Origin of the sequence: Bacillus sp. JJ1503 (assembly GCF_036965125.1) — a bacterium.
In the GTDB taxonomy this organism is placed as follows: Bacteria; Bacillota; Bacilli; order Bacillales; family Cytobacillaceae; genus Cytobacillus.
This window is the reverse complement of the sequence record NZ_JBALOZ010000234.1, coordinates 1-5,284: the sequence shown is the minus strand read 5'-3', so window position 1 is coordinate 5,284 and position 5,284 is coordinate 1. Positions and strand designations below refer to the sequence as shown.

The window sequence follows — 5,284 nt, the reverse complement described above, 5'->3', positions numbered from 1 at the left end:
AGTTTTAAGTGATGACCAAAAGCGCGCTCATTACGATCAATTCGGCCATACTGACCCTAATCAGGGTTTTGGCGGCGGCGGTTTTGAAGGATTCGGCGGCTTTGAAGACATTTTTAGTACTTTCTTCGGCGGTGGCGGATCACGCAGAAGAGATCCAAATGCGCCACGGCAAGGTGCTGATTTACAATACACAATGACTTTATCTTTTGAGGACGCAGTTTTTGGCAAGGAAACAGAAATTGAAATTCCTCGCGAAGAAACTTGTGAAACTTGTAACGGATCAGGTGCAAAGTCAGGGACAAAGCCTGAAACATGCGGACAATGTCATGGTTCTGGACAGATTAATATGGAACAAAATACGCCTTTTGGTAAAATTGTAAATCGCAGAACTTGTCACCAATGTAATGGTACTGGTAAACAGATTAAGCATAAATGTTCCACTTGCGGCGGGGATGGAAAAGTAAAAAAACGCAAAAAAATAGCAGTTAAAATTCCAGCGGGTATTGATGACGGACAACAGCTCAGAGTATCTGGTCAAGGAGAGCCTGGCGTAAATGGAGGCCCTTCCGGAGATTTATACGTTGTTTTCCATGTTCGCTCTCATGAATTTTTCGAACGTGATGGCGATGATGTCTATTGTGAAATGCCAATCACCTTTGTTCAGGCTGCTATAGGGGATGAGGTAGAGGTACCGACTCTGTATGGAAAGATAAAATTAAAAGTCCCAGCCGGCACGCAAACAGGCACAAAGTTCCGCTTAAAGGAAAAAGGGATCCAAAATGTAAGAGGGTATGGCAAAGGCGATCAGCATATCATCGTTCGTATTGTAACCCCAACAAAGCTGTCAGAAAAACAGAAACAGCTGCTGCATGAATTTGCAGAGATAAGTGGTCAAGTACCACAAGGAGAACAAGAGGAAAGCTTTTTTGATAAAGTAAAGCGTGCATTTAAGGGCGATTAATGGAATGGAGTTGGAAACATTGAAATGGTCAGAGATCAGTATTCATACGACAAATGAGGCAGTAGAACCAATTTCAAATATCCTGCATGAAGCAGGAGCAAGCGGAGTTGTCATTGAAGATCCAATAGAACTTAAAAAGGAAAGAAAAGATCAATTCGGTGAAATCTACCAGCTCAATCCATTAGACTATCCAGAAGAAGGGGTTATCGTCAAAGCTTATTTGCCTGTAAATAGTTTTCTTGCAGAAACGATAGATGGAATTAAAGAAGAAATCAATAATCTCCTTTTATGTTGTCTACAAAGGGGATATTTAGTATTTTGATAAATTGTTTAAAGTTACTTTCTACTAAATAATCCGAAGAGCCTAAAAATAGAGATCACTATCCTTGCAACCGACAGCAATCTCTAAACATACCACTTATTCGCTTTCATTCCTTGAACTCCTAATGCACTAGCAATTACTAAGTCATCGTGATTTTCATCCCCTCGTTTATTACCCATTTTCCCTTTATTTTCAATAAATATCTGCATCTGTTCTAGAGTTTCCTTAGAATTAATATTGATTAATCCTTTTTCAAATTGCTCCTTATAATCAGTTATCAATATTTCTTTTGTGGTATTTGTTGTCATCCAACCAAGCTGCAATCTTTTCTTGCCTATATCGAATACTTTCTGCTTGTACATATTCATATACCGCTTTTCTTTTCGCATTCGTTCAATTAATGGCTTACCATATGAGTTTCTTTCAATCGTTAAGAAAGCATAATTATAGAAACGTCCAACCATATCCAACACATCAGCGAAATCATAAACAGCTATTTTGTTATGTAGAAAGGAAAGAGCTTCTTCACCTTCATCATCAAAAGTTGTAATTGTACTATAGTCTCCACCTGAGCCACTAGCAACATCGATACCAGCATAATATTTCTTACCCTGTTTAGGAAGATGATATATATATAATTGCTTGTTTATGTATCTATGTAACTCTTTATGTATAACTTCAATTAATTCGTCCTTTGGCAATGGATCAATAATAAATTCATATTGTCTTATTACCTTCAGATTATCAAAGACATTATTTCCAGAACTGATAAATGATTCTTGCCATGTAGCCGGATATTCTTGATTAAATTCTGCTTCACTCATATCAAGACGTTTCCAACGTTTCCACATGATTTGCTTAAGAGTTGTCCCATTATCATATAGAATTTTCTCATCTTCTTCTAAGTCCTTTACAGACAGTCGTACACCTTTATTATCTGCCTTAAACCATTTTTCAGCTTCATCGTAATCATGCTTATTTAATTTTAAATAAGCTGAACTGTACCAATTAAAAAAGAACAGTTTATATTTACTGTTCCCTTTTGATGCACTAGACACCATTTTATAAAAGTAGTTCATTCCATTACTTGTTGACTCGATTACAACTTTACTATTTTCATTTTTAGCTAGTGCCTGTTCAGCCGATAATAATAACTTCTCTTGATTATCATAGAAAGCTAGCTCACTCAGTAAAATGTATTCAAATGTATTTCCTCTCCCCACATCCTTGTTACCTGCAACTGTACACACTATCCTAGAACGTTGACCATTAGCAAATTCTAATACTAATTCATCTCTATTGCTCCGTTTCTCTTTAGGAAAATAATCAGGATATTTATCATGGGGGAGATTTTCGTACATTAATTTCAAACGTTCAAATAATGCACTAGAGGATTCTTTTTTGTAGGAAACAATTAAATAGTTCGTATTGGGCTTGGTACACGCCTGATAGATACAATAGGCAAGACTAAATAAAGTCATCCCTAATTGTCGAGCTTTACTGATTATAGTAAATTTAGTTAATTCATCCAGCAATTCCTCTTGCTGTTCATGAAGTTTAAAAAGAACTAACTCCCCTTCAGGATTTACGACCTTAACAAAGTTTTCAATCCAAAGTTTAGGATTCTGTTTGATTGTTTCTAATTTCTGCTTAATTGTCATTCTAACCATATTTTCACCTCCAAAAGCAGAAGGAGTTACATTAACTCAATACCAAATCATCGTCTTCTTCTTTTTCTTCCGTTGCTTCATATTTTTTAGTTACTAACTTTGCATACTCATTGATCTGCTTGCTCATATCCATTAGCAGTTTTACAGCCTTTTCGTCACCTGAACGAGCTTTATTTGAAATCTGGTTGTAAGATTCAAGAATGTCATTTGCAACTCTAGATTGCATCAGTAAATAAACCAAATCAGAATATTCTTTGGAACGCTCCCAGGCTATAAAACTATTCAACGTTTTCAACTCAACACTTTTTAGAAACTGTTCTTCTGATTTCTTCTCATTGCATTGAATATAACCAATATCATGTTTCCACTTAAAATAAGCTGCCTTCTTCCAATGAACTGACTTTAACGCTACATGAATGTTCATTTATATTTCACCCCTAATTCTTTATTAATAATTATTTCTGCACTATAAAAAGAGGACTCCACCTTTAAAGTAGAATCCTCTGAGTTATGTATAATTAGATAGTTACATTTGTAATTGCTGCCCCTGCTTTAGAGTTAAGTAATTTAATTCCAAGTTGCGTTTCAAGGTAAACAGATTGTTTAGACCCATTTGCACCTTGAACAGTTGCAGTAAATGGAATTAATACTGGAGTTTCAACGAAGTCAGGGTTTAAAATTAAAATATCACCTTTTTTCATAGCAGGTGTGTCAATAAATGAAACGTCCCCAAAGGCTGTTGAATAAACAGATGTATCCATCCCCTGCAATTTATCTTTACCGAGAAACGTAACATTTGAAAATTGATTAATAATGTGTTTAGTATGAGCATTCATAAAGGCAACTAAATTATATGAAACTCCTGCATCATACAATTTAGAAATTAAACTTTCAAATGTACCCGGGGTTAAGTCAGCCACACCATCTAATTTATTGTAAGTATTAACAAGATTAATAATACCATTTGTTTCATACTTTCCTGCAGCAAATGCTTTAGTTCCATACAGAAGTTTTTGCTCGATTCTACGTTTAATTGATTCTGTTTTGTTTGCCATATCCTTAGAAAGTAAATCTTGAATACCAATTGCTTCACTTGCTTGAGCCGTGTTAGAAACTTGTGCAGTAGCCCCAAAAAGTTCAAGATAGTTGTCCATTAACCCAGCATCATCGTTAACATGATTTGGGCTATCCCCACCTTCTGGCATTGTTACCGCTGAGGACTCATTGATAGTCTCCTCAATCCATTGTACTGTTGGATTTTTAGCACCAACCGTTTTTCCTAATGCAAACGTTGAAAATGCACTCACTTTAGGATTAGCTAAAATTAAAGTATCCTTAATATCGAAGGATTGTCCTGCCACAAAGTTTTCTGTTGTAAATGCCATAAAAAAATTCTCCTTTAACGATGGTCGTCACCCAATATTTATATATAATAAGTAGTCAAATGACCACGAATTACCTAATTTTTGTTAAATAGTAAAGATGAAAACATAGATTTCAAGTCACCTTTGCTCTTGGCCTGAGTATATGTATCTTCTAGTTTGTGATTTGTTGGTTTATATGAGTTATCAATTTCTTTTTGTTTCACTAATTGTTGAAACTTTTGAATCTGTTCATCCAACTTATCTGGTTCAATATTAGAAAAGAACTCTTTAAATTCCCCTAATCCTTTTTCAGCTAATTTGAGTGAAACATCTTTTTGTTGAATAGTAGCAACGTAATCAGCCCTTTGTTTTTCAAATTCTTGCTTTTTAGTTTCTAAATCAGAAACTTTATTTTGATATTCTTCTACTTGAGCTTTAAGTGTTTCATTTTCTGATTTAAAGGTTATTAATTCATCTTCTAATTTCTTAATTTCAGTATTTTGATTTTTGGTAGATTTTTTTTCTTTGTTATTATCATCAACTACCTTGGTGCTTTCTTCTGACGTTTTATTCACTTTTTCCTGTTTTTCTCTTACCTCTGTTTCTGTTTGAACAGTTTCAACTTCTTTTGTCATTATTGATCTCCTCCTTCATTTTCTATAGAATTCTTGCTAGCACAAACCATTATTTCTGCTCCATTTAATGGAACATATCTTTCATTATTGAAAAATTGAATTGTTTTAATATCGAAGGTACTACCGTACTCCTCCTTTACTAGATTGATAACAGCTTGAATTAATTCTCTTTTTGTCAATACGATTTTCATTCTCATTTCCTCCTTTTATTAATTAAATTTAACTTGCACAGAATCTTGCACTAGAATTGGCTTATTATTTACAAGTCCTGAAAATTCAAAAATAAATTCGTTATGCTCAGTACCAGTACTGAATCATAAAAATAGACACCT

General features: G+C 34.4%; 6 protein-coding genes and 1 pseudogene. 2 read left to right on the top strand and 5 right to left on the bottom strand.

The genetic code is table 11. The features are described 5' to 3' along the window. Window positions 1-961: molecular chaperone DnaJ (gene dnaJ / locus V7149_RS17390; RefSeq protein WP_335346869.1), on the top strand; the 961-nt coding region annotated here is incomplete at its 5' end. Between the two features lie 19 nt (window positions 962-980). Beyond that, a pseudogene (locus tag V7149_RS17385) lies at window positions 981-1,268 on the top strand (50S ribosomal protein L11 methyltransferase); the annotation flags it as partial. 98 nt (window positions 1,269-1,366) lie between these two features. Here the strand turns inward: V7149_RS17385 and V7149_RS17380 are convergent. The 5 genes from V7149_RS17380 to V7149_RS17360 form a co-directional block, all read right to left on the bottom strand. Next, on the bottom strand, window positions 1,367-2,953 hold the full coding sequence (locus V7149_RS17380; RefSeq protein WP_335346868.1) for a terminase large subunit domain-containing protein: 1,587 nt from the start codon (window positions 2,951-2,953) through the stop codon (window positions 1,367-1,369). A gap of 31 nt (window positions 2,954-2,984) precedes the next feature. Continuing rightward, the gene (locus tag V7149_RS17375; protein ID WP_335346867.1) at window positions 2,985-3,377 is read right to left on the bottom strand and encodes a hypothetical protein; all 393 of its coding nucleotides are present in this window, start codon (window positions 3,375-3,377) and stop codon (window positions 2,985-2,987) included. A gap of 94 nt (window positions 3,378-3,471) precedes the next feature. Continuing rightward, window positions 3,472-4,338, bottom strand: a complete 867-nt coding sequence (locus V7149_RS17370) for an SU10 major capsid protein (RefSeq protein WP_335346866.1) — start codon at window positions 4,336-4,338, stop codon at window positions 3,472-3,474. 74 nt (window positions 4,339-4,412) lie between these two features. After that, entirely contained in the window at window positions 4,413-4,952 is a 540-nt protein-coding gene (locus V7149_RS17365; RefSeq protein WP_335346865.1) for a hypothetical protein, read from the bottom strand. After that, window positions 4,952-5,143 carry a hypothetical protein gene (locus V7149_RS17360; protein WP_335346864.1) on the bottom strand — a complete coding sequence of 64 codons (192 nt, stop codon included), beginning with the start codon at window positions 5,141-5,143 and terminating at the stop codon, window positions 4,952-4,954. Before V7149_RS17360 ends, V7149_RS17365 begins: the two co-directional genes overlap by 1 nt. Window positions 5,144-5,284 lie beyond the last annotated feature (141 nt).

Bases quoted from the DNA above. Each gene is read 5' to 3' on its own strand.
- V7149_RS17375 (WP_335346867.1), bottom strand. From the start codon at position 3,377: ATGAACATTCATGTAGCGTTAAAGTCAGTTCATTGGAAGAAGGCAGCT.
- V7149_RS17380 (WP_335346868.1), bottom strand. From the start codon at position 2,953: ATGGTTAGAATGACAATTAAGCAGAAATTAGAAACAATCAAACAGAAT.
- V7149_RS17360 (WP_335346864.1), bottom strand. From the start codon at position 5,143: ATGAAAATCGTATTGACAAAAAGAGAATTAATTCAAGCTGTTATCAAT.
- V7149_RS17370 (WP_335346866.1), bottom strand. From the start codon at position 4,338: ATGGCATTTACAACAGAAAACTTTGTGGCAGGACAATCCTTCGATATT.
- V7149_RS17365 (WP_335346865.1), bottom strand. From the start codon at position 4,952: ATGACAAAAGAAGTTGAAACTGTTCAAACAGAAACAGAGGTAAGAGAA.